An 18,335-nucleotide genomic window follows, 5' to 3' on the forward strand; every position below is an offset into this window, starting at 1 on the left:
TTTGTGTGGAAACTTGAGCATCCCATGTCGTCCCCCATTCTGTCACTCTTGTCTCACTGTGATATCCCCCATATATCAACTCTTCAGGACTTTTCTGCACCACTAAGGGTTCTTATTAAACAACAAAAAAAAAGGCAAGCTAAATTTACCTCTCCCTTAACTATCACAATGAACAATGATTAAAGATTGTTAAAGTTAATTATCTTTAGCCAATTGTAAATTTTACAACTCTTTGAGAAACTCAATCAAGGTTTGCTGGTCAGCAAGAGATTAATCAGTTATAGAGTAAAGTTCCGGTGAAGTTCCGGTAAAGTTACTTTTATGGTATGGTTTTCATAGAATTTGCATATTAGCCTATGAACTTTGAGGAAGCACTAGAAGTTGCTGATGAAGCTGTGTTCATCAAGGTGGGAAAGCGACTAAATCAAGTAGAAATTGCTATCCTCAAAGGCTCTTGGCAGCATCAGACATACGAACAAATTGCTTCAGCAGCTTGCTACTCAGTGGCATATATAAAGCAACATGTTGGCCCTGAACTTTGGAAACTGCTGAGTGAAGCACTAGACGAGAAAGTTACTAAGAAAAACTTCCAATCCGCTCTAGAGCGCCGATTGCGTAAATCTTGCCAGGTAAACACAGCAGGGGAAACTCTGGAGAATTCCATTCAAAATCTCAAATCCAAAATTCCAAATCGAGCAGACTGGGGAGAAGCGATTGATGTCTCTGTGTTTTATGGACGAACAGCAGAACTCAACACGCTTAACCAATGGCTGATCGAAGAGCGTTGCCGATTAGTAGCGCTGTTGGGAATGGGGGGAATTGGGAAAACCTCTCTGGCTGCTAAACTAGCTCAACAAGTTGAGGGGGAGTTTGATTTCTTGATTTGGCGGTCGCTCTATAATGCCCCACCTCTTTTTGACCTATTAGCTAACTTAATTCAATTTTTGTCCGCAGGTCAGGTTTTAGAAGCCGATTGCCCAAACAGTATAGACGGCAGAATCTCGAAACTAATTGATTATTTGCGCCAATATCGTTGTCTTCTCATCCTCGATAATGCTGAGACGATTTTACAAAGTGGCACTATTGTAGGAACCTATCGAGAAGGTTGTGAAGAATATACTCAACTGATCAAACAAATTGGAGAGGTTCCCCATATTAGTTGCCTGGTGCTAACTTCACGGGAAAAACCGCAAGACTTAGCCCGGCTTGAAGGAAAAGCACTACCAGTTCGCTCATTACAACTTAGTGGTTTAGATGTGGTGGATGGGCAAAAAATCTTTGAAATTAAGGGATTGTGTGGCTCTGAGACAGAATTAAAAGCAGTAGTTGAGCTATATCAAGGTAACGTCTTGGCTTTAAAGATAGTTGCCACGACAATTTTAGATGTTTTTAATGGTAATATTTCTCATTTTTTAATACACAATACTTCTGTTTTTGGTAGTATACGCGAAATTTTAGATCAACAATTTTCGCGGTTGTCAAATTTAGAAAAAAATATAATGTACTGGTTAGCAGTTAATCGGGAGCCAGTTTCATTAACAGAATTGCAGAGTGATATCTTATCACTGATACTCCCACAACAATTATTAGAAGCCTTGGAGTCTTTACTAAGACGCTCCTTGGTTGAGAAAAGCTCTAATTTATTTACTTTACAATCTGTAGTTATGGAGTACATAACTAATAAATTTGTCCAAAATATCTGGACAGAAATTAAAACTCAAAACCTGGATTTATTCCGAAGTCATACTTTAATAAAAGCAACGGCAAAAGACTATATTAGAGATATTCAAATGCGTTTGATACTCAAACCAGTTATAGATGGACTGCTAACTATATTTAGAAATCAGCAAATCTTAGAAAATCAACTAAATAAAATTTTATTCAAGCTACGAGAAACATTTTCAGAAGAACAAAATTATGCATGTGGTAACATTATCAATATACTTTGTTATCTAGAAATTAATCTTAGTAACTATGATTTTTCGCATTTGACTGTTAGGCAAGCAGATTTACGAAATGTAAATTTACACAACGTAAATTTTAACTATGCTCATCTTGCTCAATCATTATTTGCTGAAACTTTTGGTGGTATTTTGTCATTAGCATTTAGTCCCAATGGCAAATTTTTAGCTATTGGGGATATGAATAGTGAGATTCGCTTGTACCAAGTTGGTGATTGGAAACAGCTAATAATCTTTAGAGGTCATACTGATTGGGTGTCAGCAATTGCCTTTAATCATGACAGTACTATCCTTGCTAGTGGTAGTGAAGACCAGACAATCAAGCTTTGGCATGTCACAACTGGTCAATGTCTCAATACCTTGCAGGGACATGAACAGGGAATTTGGTCACTCGTTTTTACTTTAGATGGGAAAGTATTAGTCAGTAGCAGTGATGACAAGACTGTAAAGATATGGGATGTCAATACTGGCCAGTGCCTGAAAACCTTGTTAGAGCATCAAAATATGGTCAGGGCAGTAGTTTTGAGTCCTAACAACAAAGTATTAATTAGCGGTAGCGTGGATAAAACATTGAAGCTGTGGGATGTTAGCACTGGTAAATGCTTAAGAACTTTGCAAGAACATAATGAAGGGATTTGGTCAGTTGCCATTAGTCCAAATGGAAGGATACTTGCTAGTGGTAGTGGCGATGGAGCAGTCAAGTTATGGGATATTAAAACTGGTGAATGTTTGATGACTTTGCAGGGACACTGTGATTGGGTGATGTCACTTGCATTCAGTCAAGATGGGCAAATCTTGGCAAGTGGAAGTTGGGATCGGAAAGTGAAGCTGTGGAATGTCAGTAGTGGTGAGTGCCTGAAAACTTTGCTAGGGCATAATAGCATGATCCGAGCAGTTATGTTTAGTCCTGACGATCAAATCTTGGCAACTGGCAGTAATGACCAAACTTTGAAACTGTGGGAAGTTGCTACTAGTCAGTGTTTAAAAACAATGCAGGGATATGGTAATGGCATCTGGTCAATTGCCCTCAGTCCTGACGGTCAAATGCTGGCTAGTAGTAGCGATAAAACGGTAAAATTGTGGGACATTAACACTGGCGAATGCTTCGCAACACTTATCGGACATAGCAATGAGGTTAAGTCAGTGGCATGGAGTCCTGACGGTGGGATTGTAGCCAGTGGCAGTGAAGACAAAACGATCAAAATATGGGATATTAAAACTGGTAAATGTCAGCAAACTTTGCCAGGACACTCGAATTGGATTTGGGCAATTGCTTTTAGTCCCGACGGTCGTACTTTGGCTAGTGGTAGTCATGACCACACAGTGAAGTTATGGGATGTCGAAACTGGTCAATGCCTGAAAACTTTACATGAACAAAACCACGGAGTTTTGTCAGTCACCTTCAGCCCTGATGGTCTAACTTTAGCTACTGGTGGTCATGACCATACAGTAAAGATGTGGGAAATCAACACAGGTAAATGCCTGCAAACTTTGCCAGGACATAGAGGTTGGGTGTGGTCAATTGCCTTTAGCCCCGATGGACAAATCCTGAGTAGTGGCAGTGGAGATCATGTAGTCAAGTTATGGGAAGTCAAGACTGGTAAATGCTTGAAAAGTTTGCCAGGACATACAGGCTGGGTGCGATCGCTCGCCTTTAGTCCAGATGGTAAAATTCTCAGCAGTGGTAGCATGGATCAAACTGTGAAGTTATGGGATGTAAAAACTGGTGAATGCCTCGAAACTTTACAGCAACCAACTCAAGCCGTTTTATCAGTTACCTTTAGTCCTGAGGGGCATACTCTCATTAGTAGCGGTGAAGATGAGACACTGAAGATTTGGAATATCTTGACAGGTGAATGTATCAGAAGCTTGAGAAGTAAAAGACTTTACGAAGGGATGAAGCTCGCTGGTGTTACTGGGTTAACTGAAGCGACGCTTACCACTCTGAAAACTCTAGGGGCGATTGAAACTGAACTGCACATCGGCAACAATGGGCGAGTGTAAAAAACATTGTGGTATGTCAACACCGAACAATGCCTACGAACAATGATCGCACTATCAAATTTTGGGATATCAATACCCGAATTTGTCTGCAAACCTTGTCAGGACATAAAAACCCATAGCTTCCTTCTGAATCAAATATCACACTCATCACCAAAAGGGCGATCGCCTACTTTCCCAACCAGACGTAGTAAATTTGCCTATAAGGGATTGCTCTTTTTTACTAAGAGGTTTTGTTTGAGAAGGCGATCGCATGAATCAAACAACCGTAGTGAATTTGTCTACAAGCGATCGCGCTAAATTGAAAACGGTGCTAATACCAAAGTATGGTAACTAGGTGAAAAACACAAGATTGCACTTTCAAGTCTAATTACACTGCGGCGATCGCCTTTCCAAAAGTATGAATATTGGTTCTGGCGATCGCTTGCTTTAAACCTATGTCTAGAAGTGGGATCACCTTTACCAGAGCATTAATATTTGAAATGTGATCGTCTGCTTTAATCCTATTACTAGAAGTAAGAAATGCGAACACCGTAGTCAAGTATTAGATGATATTGTCTAAATCAATTATAGCAAAACTCCACCTTGAGAAGGACTACATTGTAATTCTAGAGTTGCAGAAGCCTCCTTAGCTTTTGGTAGTGCAGCAGAATTGTTGAATGTTGATTTGTCACTTAAACTATAAATATGTTGATTATTATTCCTTGAATAACGCGCAAAATCACTCATCATATCCAAAAATAACTCTTTAGTTAGTACTTTAAATCCTATACCAAGAATTTGTTCACACTCTTTACTTAGCCTTTGTAATTCATCCTTTACTTTTTGAAAATCTTCAATTGTTAACTCTTTATTTAAATATCTGCTTCTCAAGTTGCTTATGATATTTTCATGATATCTCGTGAGTTTGGTTTTATCTGTTACTAACTTTGCTGCCACAAATTTGTCTACTGCCATCTGACCATGCATATCGACATTTGCCAAGTTCCCCATAAAAGTAGGGGTTGGCACCTTTTTGGCTCTTGCAATATCATCTGTACTTCTAGTTATGAACCTAGCAGCATCATCAGCATACTGCGGTGCTTTCGCTAAGGTGACCTGTCCATATTTCCACCATTGAATTTCCTCCGTTTGCTGCCAATCATATTTGCAGCTTTGTGCATCTTTGATAGTATTTAATTTATATGTGCGAACTTTAAAATTTTTTCCATCAAGAAACTTAGCAATAGAATGTTTCTTTTGACCATTGAAGCTAACTTTCCACGAGCTACTGTATGTGTTGAGAAGTGTTCTCTCACTACAGGGAGGAATATTGGCGTACTTAGAAGCTTCCTCTTTCCCAGGCTCATGTAGAGTAATGATTGCCATATAAGGAGTATCATTAATCAACTTTAGCTTGCCATAGCGTTCCGGTTGTGTATTTCTATTTTGCGGCGAAGTGGGCAATCCCAAACTTGAAAGGGTTGCAGACCCAGCAATCCCATCAACTGCGAGACCATGTTTATTTTGATAAGATTTAAGTCTAGCTAATGTCTTAGAACCAAAAATACCATCAACAGGAATACCACTAAGAGCTGTTTGAAGTTTTTTAACATCAGAACCCGCGCTACCGTAATGCACACTTGCTTGAACGGGATTAGCGTAAGCTATTGTACCTGCTACCACACATGAAGTAACCAAAGTGATCGCAGAAGAACAAGATGCTTTAATATCAGTGTTTTTTGACTTTCTCAATTGAGGTTCTGAATTTGTATGTTCGTGTGTGACAGCAGCATAAATGAAAGCTAGAGTTTCCATAGAATTAGTTCCACAATCGTTGGTATATTTGAGTTGCTTTAGATAACTTTATTTAGTGGCTTTCTCAGCCTTTTACTGAGAATAACTAAACAGTTAAATTCAATCAGTAGAAAGTAATTTGAGAATATGTAAGCAATTATCAGAAAATTGCCCAGAATAGCCCATCTAAATTGAAAATTTTGAAATATAAACTGATGAACATACTCAGCCAAGCTTCAGATATTCACTAATATAGCGATGAGCATCTTCTACTGCTTCTTTCAAATTAAGATTCCAGAATTCTACTTTATTTTCATAATCATTTTTAGGATAAGATAAAGCAATTACACTCCAATCAGGGCTAATAGTTGCCCTAAAGATAGTATTTATGTCGTTATTTATATCATTTAGCTGAATACTTTTTAATAAAATACCATTTATATTCCAAAATTCAAAACAATGCGAAGTAACTAAAGCAATCATGTTATCATTTTGATTAAACTTCAAATCCCGGATTGAACCTTTATGACTTCCTTTAATACTTTTGATTATCTTGCCACCCAGATCCCAAACTTTAATTTCAAAAAAATCACTTGATTGATTGACTGTGGCAAATTTCTGGTTGTCATGACTAAAACTTATATGATAAACATTCTCTTCAAAATCTGTTAGAGATTCAATAATTTGAGACAAGCTATCATTATCAAATTTCCACAACTTTACTGTCTTATCAGTGCTGCTTGAGGCAATAACCTGACCGTTGTTACTGAAAGTTGCCATTATCAGGTTCTTTTCGCGGGTGGGCTTTTGAGCTAGTAGCTTACCCTTAAAATTAAAAACTTTTATTGTGCCATCTTTTCCTGCTATAAGGAATATATCATCAGTAGGGCTGAAACTTATATTATTAGCGATAGCCCCAGAAATATAAATAGGTTTACATAATACTTTATGATCATTTGCTTGTATATTATTCCAGATTCTTATAACTCCATCTACAGTAACTGTAACAATTGTGTTACCATCTGGACTTAATTTAGCATCATAAACTTTGCTTTCATGAGCAAGAATTCTTATGCAGTCACCATTACGTTTCCATAATCTAGCAGTTTTGTCAGAACTCGCTGTAATCATAGTTTCTCCATTTGCATTAAAATCGATCCCCCAAATTTCATCATCATGACCCTCAAATTTACTTTGACAATGCCAAAACTTTATGGTTCCATCTTCACCAGAAGATATGAGAAACTTTCCATTTGGACTGAATCTAACTTTGGAAACAAAACCTCTATGTCCCTTTAATTTTTTTATTATTTTGCCATCAGTAAATCGAATTACAATAGTGCCATCTTTATTAGCTGAGGCAATTTTTTTCCCATCTGGACTAAAAGTAGCGAAATAAACTTCTTCATCTTCACTGAATTCTATAATTGGTTTTTCTATACTTTCTTTATGGAGAGACCAGAGTCTAATATATTTATCCGAACTACATGAAATTAAGGTTTTATTATCAGGACTAAAACTTACTGTTGAGATAGAATTGCTATGAGCTTGAAATTCTTTAAGCAATTTACCATCAGCATTCCAAAGTCTTATATTACCACTACGATCGCCAGAAACAATCATTTCACCGTTGGGGCTAAAACTTACACATAACACCTGATCTTTGTGCCTTAGTATAGATTTAAATATATTATTTTCATAACACCAAAGCTTGACAGTTTCATCGCTGCTAGCAGAGACAATTATTTTGTATTTTTCGTTAAAGCTTATACTAGAAACGTCGTCTTCATGAACTTTAGGCATTCCATACTGCTCTACAAATATAAACTGGTTACTGCCTTCAGGTTCTTTAATTATTCTTGTTTGCCAAAGTTTGACAGTTCCATCCTCACTAGCAGAAGCAAGCATCTTTCCATCTGAACTAAAAGTCAAATCACGAATAGGTAAGAGATGCGTACTCTCCATAATTTTAATTTGAGTTCCATCTCGTCTCCAGAATTTAATTATCCGATCATGATAGCCAACGGAAGCAAATATTTCGTCTTCTTCTGGACTAAAACTGATACTAGAAACTATACCTTCATGTGCATTAATACTATTATATTCTGCTAATTCATTAAATAATTTACCAAATATAATTAAAAAGCGAAGTCTAGAATATTCATATTTTATTAATTCCTCTTGCAAAGTGTTTCCTATATTGATGAGGTTTGCTAGTGCATCAAGCCTCTTGTTAGAAGCAAAAAGCATCTGTGAAGATGAAATATTGGCATCAAGGATTCTTTCTAGTTTTTCTTGCTCTTGTTGATCGCGGAGCTTCACACTAGCCTCAAAGAAGCGTAGCTCTAATTCGTTTAGCCAATACTTGTCAGATTGAGCTATTTTTTTTAACTGTTCAAGTCGAGCAATGTCCTGATTCCAGAGCAATGGAGAGTCTTGATTACAACCTTGACTGCTCCAATCACGCGTAGATGCAACCAATCGCCTTTGAAGCAGTAAATTCTCTTTCTCCTTCTCAATCCACTCCTGTAATTTACTCCAACCCTTCACTAAAGCATCATGGGCAGGCTCTAAATAAGGTTCGCCTTGAGAACTAGAACCTTCAACGATTAAACGAGCGTCAGAAAAACTTTGAATGACTTTTTGCACACGGGCATTTTCTTCTTGAGAAAGATACTCCAGTTCTTTTTTAGGTACTTGTCGCCGTGCTAACTCTCCACCTTGTAATGAAATCATTCTCAGCATTACCCGACGCAGCATAGCTCTATGAGCGTCCGTTAGCAACTGGTCGTATTCCTCCGTCGCTCTTTTTGTAAGCGAACCGGATACACCTTCACCATCAAGGCTATCACGGTAGTCATCCCAAGTGATTTCCCGCTTAATGCGCTTATCTTCATTCACGGCATCCACATACCGTTTAGCAAAGCTACGATACATGATGTATAGGGCAAAAGACAACAACGGTAATGCTCCGGGCATTCCTTCCACTTCTTTTACAAGTTGTTGCACTAAGGTACGTGAACTCGGTTTCTCTTTGTCTGGGTTTGGATCTAACGTAAAGAAAACCGCTGTTTCTTTGGCAGGTTTTTCGATCGCATCTTGTAACTCTTCGCGCTCCATATCTGGCACGATGAATCGTGCAGAAACCCAATCGATTCCCAATTTAGATTGATCGTTTGTGGATTTAGGAACGTTCGTTGATTTATCTTTGCTGCGCCCTTTGGATTTAGACTTGTCGTTTTCAGAGTTAAATTTGTGATTGATTGCATCTTCAAATTTACTGCGTAATAAGGGTTCAAAATCAGAACGTAGCGTGAAAACAAGGTGCAACTTGTTTGAAGTATTTTTCAGTTGCTCAATGAGTTTGTTCCAAAAATTCTTTTTCTCATTTTCATCGCGGCACTGTGTCTCAACTTCCTCAAATTGGTCAATTACCAGTAAGCGTTTTGTGCTATCAGTAATTTTGGTTAGTTTGAGTTTCTTTAATGCTTTCTCTAAAGCTGTGGCAGGCAATTGACCGGGGCGAAATATTTCAGCAACCCACTTTACCGGCGGGGCTTTTGACTTAGATTCAGACTGCTGAGTTGTCTTTTCTTCAGGGTTTGACTGCTGCGATGGCTCTGTTTCTTCTGAAATTTTCCTAAGTTTGGGAACGAGTCCTGCCTTCACAAGACTTGATTTACCTGCACCCGACTGACCTAAAACAATAGTAAAGGGATCATTTTGTACGCGTTCAGACAACTTTTCAATCAATTTTTCTCTACCAAAAAAGACAGCACCATCATGTTCTGTGTAGGATTCCAAGCCTCGGTAGGGGTTATATTTATTACTGATTTCTGGATCGGGTGGTAAATCCTTTTTAACCTCTGCGAATTCTTTCAAAAGAAAGACGAACCTACCGCGTTTGTGTTTTTCAGGTGGAAAGTCGCATAATTGAGGAGTTTGACGTTTTTGAGCTTCGTTAGTGAATTTTTCGACACGATCATCTAAATAAGTAATTAACTCATTAATCGTAATAATTCCATCCTCAGGTTGGATATCAGCTTCACGGTTAAGTCCCTTTTCCAGAAAAGTGACAAACGGAGAATTGGATTTACCGTTGGAATCACGGTTATTCTCCTTTAACTGAAGATGATGCAATACATCGTTTGCTGTCTGATCTTCAGCAGAAGAAGTGAGAATCTGCCATGCGGGACTATCAATATAAAGATCCAAGACGGATGGAAAAACCTTCTTGTGTAACACCTGCCGATCTTGTCCTAATGACCATCGAACTGCTCCTGCGTAACAACAATCCAAAATTATTAAACAATGGCGGCACTGGATATCACTTAATGACTGAATAAATTCAGACATAGATAAATATGACTCTAAATTGTCGTATTCAGCATCTTGTGGAATTAGATAACCTTGGGGTTTATTTGAGAGAGGTGCTTCAGACTTGTCAGCAGTGGCATTTTGCACAATCTCCATTGGAAGTGCAATGCCATGACCTGCAAAGTAAAGTATGAGGCGATCATTTTCCTTAACTTCAGTTTTTAGACTTTTTAAATTTTGGCGAATTTTATCTAGGGTAGCTTGCTCATCCAACAGCTTGTAATGCTTGACAGGTTCTCTAGAAAGTAGATGTTTCTCTGAAAATAGTTCACAAATCGTCTCAGCGTCGTTTACTGCATTTTCTAGTTTTGCGATTGGGCGAGTGTAATCATTAATCCCGATCGCAACCACATGAGTTGTGTCAAACCATTTCGTGGTTCGAGTCTCATGGTTTTGGTTAGATTGAGGCGAAACTGAAGCAGTTTTCTGGGCTGAAGAAGGTAGTGTTTGAGATTCCAATGTATTTGCAGAGATAGAACTCTTGGTACCACTGGAAGCACTTGAACCAGAAGTGCGTTCTTTTGATGTATTTTTTGAACTTTTCCCAGTCGGCTGTGCGCCAGTTTTACCGGAGGATACTGGGGAAGGATTCGGTCGCGGCCCTGGAGATGAGGAACGGCTAGGCGGTAAAGGTTCGGGCGGATAGCCAAAAGCTTGACTAATTGCACTAGCGATCGCTTTTAATCCTTCCGTTTGTCGGAAGTAGGAAAGATGGTCACAAGCGATCGTATCCAAAATATTAACAGTGGACGAGCCATCCTGCGGTACATCAATAATGCTATTAACAGCAACGGCAATATCGTTTTCTTCATCTCCAAAGGGAAATTCAATCGCTCGACGCACCTGTTTTTTAAGTACATCCAATAATTGTTTCACATTAGAGGCTTGATCTATTAATGCGGTACTTCCCGCAATGATGCTGTATGGACACCTGGAACTGACAGAGGTTTTGAGTTCAGAAAAAAATGAAGATTTAGTGGAGTGCATTTCCCGCAACGTCACACTCATTGCCTCAACCAGTTTCTTCAGTAACGAAGGTACAAGTGGCACATAGGAGAAATTTAACCCAAAAGATAACAGAGTAGTTGCTAAGTCATGCACTGTTGCCCACGGAGAACCGCCATTAGGAGTGCCAACCATAATTAAATGACTGACCACTTCATTACCGTTTCCTTGCTCTATGAAACTTCGAGACACCAACCCACCCATCGAGTGCGCCACAATATGCAACGTCTTACCGTGGTTTGGTGTAAGTCCGACCGCAGCTAATTGATTTTTGAGTATCCTAGCAGTTTCTTCAATGGGTGTATTTAAACTTTCGTAGTCAAAGGCCAATACTAGGTCATACAATTCCTCTACAGATTTTAATTGCTCATTGACATTTGCTTTGGCATAGCGCACGCTCGGAATCATGCTTTCTGTGTCGCCAATAATGCCGTGAATGTAGAGAACAATATTTTTGGCTTTGGCAACAGCCGCTTTAACAGTGTCAATATCTTCTTTGTCAGTGTAGCTAACTGTGCCGTCCCCATTCACAGTTGCTTTTCTTAGCCAAGCATAAGAAGACTTGCGACCCAGATTATCTAACACAACCTTGCGAAAACAAAGCTGGATAGCTTGACGAATCTCGCGTTCATCGGAATTCAGCCCTTGAGGATCACAGAGGTATTCAATTTTAATCTCAGTTTTATCATTTTCTGCCTGCCCAATCCCTAACGGCAAGTAAAACTGACCATCGTGAGCCACAGCAAGAATCCGTTCATTCGGCTGTAACGGCTGATTTACCGAGATAATCATCGGCGAGTCTGGTTTGACAGCATTGATTGTTGATGTATCTACCTGCAACTCCAGTACATCTAACCCCTGTTCAAAACTTCGACTTGTTGTGAATTGAAACGCTTCAGTTTCCTCTAGAAGAGATGGTAAGGCACTGCTGCTCATACTTCTGGTTGCAGATTTAGTTGTCTTGAAGCGCGCACTTGCCGACAGTCCCGGCGGTGTCTTAATCGTGATCCCAGAGGATATCTCTTTTTCTACTTCTGGTGTTAGTTTTTTATAATCTTTCGGACGCACGCAAGTTAAGCTAAATTGCTCCGTTATCCAGTCATCATTAGGAAGCTTTTGCTGACGAGCAACTTGCCGATCAGGTGGTTGAGCGATCGACAAACTATTTTGTAAAAAATCCGAGCTATTAAATTGCCTGGTACTCGCAACCAGCTTGAATAAGTCCTGATATTCAGTTACACCCTTGTTCAGAACCTCTTCAGGTATTGCCAGAGGAATGTCTTGAGGTTCATGTCCATCAGATTCGTCCAGTCCAGCCCAGTATTCTTGCCCTGGTTCAAGTTGAATCCAACTTCTATCACCCCCCTCTGGTAAAATTTCAGGAAAGCTTACCGAGTAATCATCTGCAATGTCTAGAATAGTACAATAAAGCCTTCGCTGAAAAGTATTTTTGAGCTTCAGTTGGATTGTGGGTTCTTCCCCCCAAGTACCATCTTTGTACTGATACTCTAGACGTGGATGGGAGTCTGTCAACCTTTTTCCATTGTGCCAAATTTCAATTTCGATCGCATTTTTAGGAATAGTTGTGCTGGGGTTCTCCATCTCCCGTGTTTTTCTCCAACGGGCGATGTGTTCCACCTGTTTGACTGCTAAATTTACGTCATAGCCTTCGATAGGCTCCACCAATAGGCGATCATTGGCATCAGTGATTCTAAACTGCTGGTTATCTGCATACAGGCAATAGTGAGTTTTATTGCGATCGCCTTCTATCGCCACAAAGGGAGAATCCTTAAGCAATGCTTTTACTTGGTTTAATACTTGATCATCGCCTTCCAGGTAAAAGCTAACACTGGGTAGCTGTCGTTCAGTTAAAACTGCGTAGAATATAGAATCTTTAGACTCAGGTTTTGAAGTGAATGTAACTACACTTTCTGTTACGCGAACAGTTGTGATTTTAATTTCACCGAGTTTGTTTTTGTCTTTGTTTTCCTCATTTTTCATCTCGTCAGTAGTGCTATGTTCCCGATAAACGGCGAGTTTACTATCTTTTTGCAGGTTTAGAAAGGTGCCACCATTAATAACCCACTCTGCTTCCTGAATGAGTTGCCCTGCATTGTCAACCTTTCTATCCCGACGAGAAAGAATAAAATAGGGATCGCGGGGTTTAATCACCTTTTTATCCCCCAAAAATGACATCTTATTTAACTCCTCAGATGTCATACCAATAGGTTCAACTTGGGGTGTTTGATCCCTCCTGTAACCATTAACGCGACTACTGACCTCACGGAGCAAATCATTGTAGGAAAGTGTTGCATTGAGGCTATTTAACTCTTTAAGGAAAAAGTAAGAAAAAAGTCCTCGACTATTGCCCTCTAAATCGATAAATTCTTTCGCTGTCTCTGTATGGAGGCAAGCGGAAATAAAGACATGTTTCCCTTCAGGAAATTTCCGGTTTTCGAGGCCTTGTTTGATTTGAGGATCGTGAGCAAAACAAAACTTATCATACGCCCTTGACGGACGGCTATCTGTTCGGCGAACTCCTTCCTTGCGGTCTGTGTCTCTGGTGCCAGAACTGGAATGACAGCAATCGAACACAACAAGAATGTGCGGTTCATTTTTCGCCACTTTAGAAATCAGATATCGCAACTCTTTGTTGGCTAAATCTTGGATTTCAATACCATCCTCACCTGTAGTACGGCTGTCATGGCACACAATTGTCTCAAGTTTCTTTTTGCCTAATTCTTTTTCATACTCCAAGAAATGCAATTCCTTCGCTGCCTCTTCTTGTGCGCCATGACCGCAGAAGTAGAATAGAACTACATCATCTTTACCTGCTTTGCAAAGATGATTCTCAAACTTATCAATCACATTTTGTCGAGTTGCCTGCTCATTAATAAGCTTTTCAATTTGAGAATTATTTACGCGCTTTTTTAGAAAATTTTCGACATCTTCGATATCATTAACGCATCCATTCAGGTTACTATTAGAGACTTTATAATTATCGATACCTACAAGCAAAGCGTATAAATTGCGAATCCCGATTTCCTGGGTAGGGCTGAAGACTTGAGAATTATTAACCATGATGCAAATCCTGATAATAAAAATTTATTTATGATTCGATACAGTTATCAAAAAGAAATCAGTCAATAAAATATTGAAATATTTGCGGTTTATTCTCCTTATGATTAAATCGAAAATTAGCTCATCAGTCTAATGTAATCAAAACTATTATTAATACCTTGTTTGATTTCTTTACTCACTCAATAGGATTTTCATTACCTAGTCACAAGCAATTTAAAGCAACTAACGTTGATAGTCAATACAGTAAAGTTACGGTAAAGTTACCTATATGAGTGTCTGGCGAGAGTTAGAGTCGAGGGGAAGCGTTACCAGTCACTGCGAGTAGTCTTAGGGCGTGTTTTAAAACTATAGCCAAAGAACGATAGAAGCGAGTGTCAGCATTGCAAGGTAGTTATCCGCCTTTTTCTCATACTGTGTAGCAGTTCGACGGAATTTTTCTGATTATCGAGATTGGCAGTTGAGAGACCATTTATAAAGTAAATCTTTAGGCGACTAGACGGCGTAGCATAATACGAGTCATAACGGCATATATGGCAGCTTCACTCATTTCAGAAAGACGCTCGTAATCTTTGCGCTCGACGATGATATTGGTTAAACCAACCGAATGTTCTTTCTACTACCCAGCGTTTGGGTAAAACTTGAAATTCTTGCTCAGTACGTCGTATAACTTCAACATGAGCTTGGATCATTAACCAAACTGAAAGCGCAAATTTATCACCCTCTTGCTCGGAATCAACCCATAAAACTTGTACTTTTTCCAACAATTCAGGGCGCTCCTCTAACAGTTCCGTGATTTGCATAGGCAGCAAGTACTCGTTCCGGCGCATTCGCTTTGCTGACAATGACTTTCAACAACAGTCCCAGACTATCAACTAGAGTCTGCCGCTTTCTTCCTTTTACCTTTTTACACCCGTCAAAACCGTACACATCCCCTTTTTTTGGTCAGTCTTGACCGACTGACTGTCTGCGGCGATCGCAGTAGGTTGTGTTGATTTACCTAATTTCGACCGAACCTGACCACGTAGTGTATGGTTTAATTTTTCCCAAACTCCCTTGCGCTGCCATTTGCGGTAGTAGTTATATACCGTTGAGCTTGGTGGGAAGTCCCCTGGAAGCATATTCCATTGACATCCAGTTTTCAAATGATAATAGATGGCATTGCATATCTCACGCATATCTGTTGTGCGTGGATGGCCTCCTTCTTTAGCTGGTGGAATCAAGGGAGCCAGGATTTCCCACTCCATATCAGTTAAGTCTGTGGGGTAAGACTTTCGCGCCATTAGCAACTATGTAAATACACTGTGTATGAGGTATCTTATACTTGCGGCGATCCCTTTCTTGCCGCTTTTAGATTTACTTTATAAATAACCTCTGAAGCCCAAAGATTGATCTTTGGTATCCCCCACTGATTGCAAAGCAATACAGTGGTGGGAAGATGTCAAACTCACTCAATGCTAGATTTCTCTAAGAAATGAGCAGAGCCTAAAGCTACATCACCCCAGCGCATCACGATCGCAGTGGCATTTGCTGATGCCCCAAACGAATAGACGAGAACCAAATCATTTTCATGAATCTTGCCTGATAGCGCGGCATGATACAGATTAGCTAGGGGAAGTACAGGCCCAATGTTTCCATACTCAGGATAGAGATTGATTGTGCGTTCTGGGTTAATGCCTAGTATCTGAGCGCCAAATTTGGTAAACCAGGCAGTTGGTGTATTGAAAATAAAGAAGTCGATTTGTTCGATTGTCACGTTAGCAGTAGCAGCAGCACCCTCACAGCATCTCAGAACAAAATCAGCAGCAGTGTTACTAATTACTCGATTTGCTCCCTTGCCTGTCTTCATAAATAATCGCAGTTTGCCTTGAGAATCTTCTGCAATTTCAGTGTGAAATGCGCCACAAGTCTCTGCTGAATGAACGATTTTACTGCCGAGAATTCCTTGGTTAGCTTTCAGTTCACTAACAACGAAAGCTGCGGCACCATCGCCAGTTATCCACGAGAGAGTATCTCTTTCATCCAGAAGACGAGAGTATGCACAGGAAGTAACTACCAAAATATTGCGGTACTCTTTGGCTCGCACTAATGTACTAGCAGTTTGCAGTGCAACTATACCACTGGAACACATGGAATTAAGATTCCAAGCGGGACAATGTAAGCCCAGTTGATTGACGAGGAAAGCAGCATTCCCAGCTACAACTTCTTCAGTACCGAAAGAGGTAGCGATCGCCAAATCAATATCTTCTATAGAAAACTTTCCAGCCTCCAAAGCATCTCGTGCTGCACGATACTCCAGGGTTAGCGATGACTCACCTGGGGCAAGTATCCGTCGCTCAACAGCACCGCGAAAGGGGTCTTGCAGATAAGGCAGCATTTCCTGGTCAAATTCGTTGCTGGGAGTAGAATCAGCCAGTGAAAACAGCCTTGCCAAACTCTTTTGTTCTGACTGAGAAACTATCTGTGGGTATTTCTGGCGATAATAATCATTCGTACATTTGGTGCTGGGAAAGCTCAATGCTAGAGAGCGAATCCCTACTGAATAATCTTGCATAAAACAAATACTTCCTATGAATTGGTAATGCCTTGGGAAATCAAACTGTTAATCCGACCTTCTAGGGGAGCAGGTTCGGTGGGATCGATAATCACATCAACTATGAAGGGAACTGGAGAAGCGATCGCTTTTTCTAAAGCAATGCAAATATCAGATTCTTTCTCCACACGAATACCATCAGCTCCCATACCGCAGGCAATCTTCACGAAATCAACTTGCGGAATCTCTACATCCATACCAGCAAACCCCTGTAACACTGACCCTTGACCGCACATGTTGTAACATCCATCGTTGAGGATAATCCAGACAGCAGGAATCTGGTATCTCACAGCAGTGCTAACTTCACTGTTCATCAGCATGGCACCATCCCCAACAATAGCAACCGCTTTACCATTGCGTGCTAGGGTTGCACCGACAACCCCCGTCACAAAATGTCCCACAGAAGCAAAGCCAGTGCTGGTTCGGTAACGACTTGGTTGAGTAAATTGCAACAACTGATTTCCCCATGCCATTGAGTTACCTGCTTCGGTCATCACTATGGCATCACTGCGATCGACAATTACCTCTTGAATTGCATCCATGAGTACCTGAGGTCGCACCAAGCCTTGCATCCGGGGATTGATTTTTTGCCGCTCCGGTCGAGGCAATACCATTTGACTTTGACAGTTGGGAAAATACTGCAACAGTGCCTGCATAAACGCTTTCACATCGGACTGAATAGCTAATGTATTAACGCCTGGATAAGCAGTTCCCGGCACTTCCGGGTCGATATCAACGTGCAAGAAACCTTCCAAAGGAATCATCGCCGGATTCCAGAAAGAGGTGAATTCACCAAGGCGCGTTCCCAGTACCAGCACTCTTAAAGGACGATGCTTTTGCATATAAGTTAAAACTGACTCATGTCCAGCAAGGCCTGTAACCCCTACAAACTGAGGATGGTTTTCTGGAAAAATGCCTTTACCCCGTGGCGAACACATGACCACAGCCCCAGTCCTCTCAGCAAACTGACGAATTTCTGCTGCTGCATTTGTTGCACCAAAGCCAACCCAGATGGCAAACGATCCTGAAGACAACAACTGCACACATTTAGAAATGGTTTCATCACTGGCAGTGGCTGGAGCAAAAGACAGAGCGGCTTGTGATAATGATGTTTTGATGGAAGTTGTTTGGATGTTGGTAGGGATACTGATATGTGCGATAAAGCTCCCTGGTTGGGCTAAACCTTTCGCTAATCTGCGATAGACCTCTGGAAGTTCATCATCAGATTCGAGAGTAGTTGCATAGTGGAACAGAGATTTGGAAGTGAGAGTTTCAGCCATTGTATAACTACTGGTTTCCTGGCAAGCCCACCTTCCTCTTTGTGATGCTGAGGTAGAAGCCGACAAAAAGATTACCTTTGCCCCCTCCCAACGGGCAGCCAATAAACCTGTCAAAGTATTCGTGATTCCTGGCCCTGTTGTCGCAAATACCACGACACCCGGATTTCTCACGAGGGAGAAAAAAACACCTGGATTAGCCAGATTTAGGATAAATTAATTGACACATTGTTGAATTCACCGCCGATTAAAAATATTTACCAGTAA

At 40.3% G+C, this 18,335-nt stretch carries 5 protein-coding genes and 2 pseudogenes; 1 reads left to right on the plus strand and 6 read right to left on the minus strand.

All coding sequences use genetic code 11. The features are described from left to right. Positions 1–356 precede the first annotated feature (356 nt). Complete coding sequence (locus H6H03_RS36955) at positions 357–3,965, plus strand: WD40 domain-containing protein (protein ID WP_190959977.1); 3,609 nt, start codon at positions 357–359, stop codon at positions 3,963–3,965. Positions 3,966–4,332: 367 nt separating this feature from the next. On the opposite strand, the gene H6H03_RS36960 is transcribed toward H6H03_RS36955, so the two are convergent. The 6 genes and pseudogenes from H6H03_RS36960 to H6H03_RS36985 form a co-directional block, all read right to left on the minus strand. After that, a complete protein-coding gene (locus tag H6H03_RS36960) occupies positions 4,333–4,494 on the minus strand; it encodes a hypothetical protein (RefSeq protein ID WP_190959978.1) in 162 nt (53 codons plus the stop codon). A gap of 35 nt (positions 4,495–4,529) precedes the next feature. Beyond that, entirely contained in the window at positions 4,530–5,759 is a 1,230-nt protein-coding gene (locus tag H6H03_RS36965) for a peptidoglycan-binding domain-containing protein (protein ID WP_190959979.1), read from the minus strand. A gap of 204 nt (positions 5,760–5,963) precedes the next feature. Then, positions 5,964–14,201, minus strand: a complete 8,238-nt coding sequence (locus tag H6H03_RS36970) for an nSTAND1 domain-containing NTPase (RefSeq protein WP_190959980.1) — start codon at positions 14,199–14,201, stop codon at positions 5,964–5,966. A 484-nt stretch (positions 14,202–14,685) separates the two neighbouring features. Next, a pseudogene (locus H6H03_RS36975) lies at positions 14,686–15,481 on the minus strand (IS5 family transposase). A 164-nt stretch (positions 15,482–15,645) separates the two neighbouring features. Continuing rightward, a complete protein-coding gene (locus tag H6H03_RS36980; protein WP_190959981.1) occupies positions 15,646–16,752 on the minus strand; it encodes a 3-oxoacyl-ACP synthase III family protein in 1,107 nt (368 codons plus the stop codon). Between the two features lie 14 nt (positions 16,753–16,766). Next, positions 16,767–18,227, minus strand: a pseudogene (locus H6H03_RS36985) (thiamine pyrophosphate-dependent enzyme); the annotation flags it as partial. Positions 18,228–18,335: the final 108 nt, after the last annotated feature.

Origin of the sequence: Nostoc paludosum FACHB-159, from assembly GCF_014698835.1 — a bacterium.
GTDB lineage: Bacteria > Cyanobacteriota > Cyanobacteriia > Cyanobacteriales > Nostocaceae > Nostoc > Nostoc paludosum.